This window comes from Erysipelatoclostridium sp. An173, assembly GCF_002160495.1.
Lineage (GTDB): Bacteria > Bacillota_I > Bacilli_A > Erysipelotrichales > Coprobacillaceae > Thomasclavelia > Thomasclavelia merdavium.
This window is the reverse complement of record NZ_NFKR01000117.1, coordinates 1-697: the sequence shown is the minus strand read 5'-3', so window position 1 is coordinate 697 and position 697 is coordinate 1. Positions and strand designations below refer to the sequence as shown.

Below are 697 nucleotides of genomic sequence, written 5' to 3'. Positions count from 1 at the left end.
TTCAGTTGCTGTATACCAGATAATGTCGCTTTGATCTTCATTGCTCCATACCGGTATCTGCACCTTCTTTAACCCGTTTGGTGTATTCGTTATCTCTGCATCTATTCTGAATACTCCTGTCGAGATATCTGTTGTTGTCAGTATCACTTCTGGTTTACTTACTTCTACTGTTGTTTCGCTAAGCTTGATCATTTTACCATTTGTATAGACATATGCATGGATATTATATGTTCCGCTTGTTTTGTGTTTTGATATATCTGCATTATATACATATGTTCCATCTTCCTGTTTATTTGCATTTGCCCATTCTAGATCATCCTGTTCTTTTTCTACTGACCATATTGCAAATTTAACCTGACCTTTTATACCATCCAGATTTAATTCTTCTAATTTTATCTGTATTTGGGTTTCTTTTTGATTAGTAGCTGCACCCAATGCTCCTGAATCTAATTCAATGTTTTTTATTTCATCCTTTATTCCAGTAAAAATTTCAGTATTGGTTGTTGTATAGCAGCTGTAATAATAATTTCCAAAATTCCCTGAATGATTGTTTATATTGACCGTTACACTGTAATGATTTTCATCATTTTCAGTTGCTGTATACCAGATAATGTCGCTTTGATCTTCATTGCTCCATACCGGTATCTGCACCTTCTTTAACCCGTTTGGTGTATTCGTTATCTCTGCATCTATTCTG

Annotated in this window: 1 protein-coding gene; it reads right to left on the bottom strand. The window is 34.4% G+C overall.

Features of this window, described 5'->3' with window-relative positions:
* The coding region (locus tag B5F09_RS14675; RefSeq protein ID WP_204215379.1) for a GBS Bsp-like repeat-containing protein at positions 1-697 on the bottom strand (697 nt) is incomplete at both ends.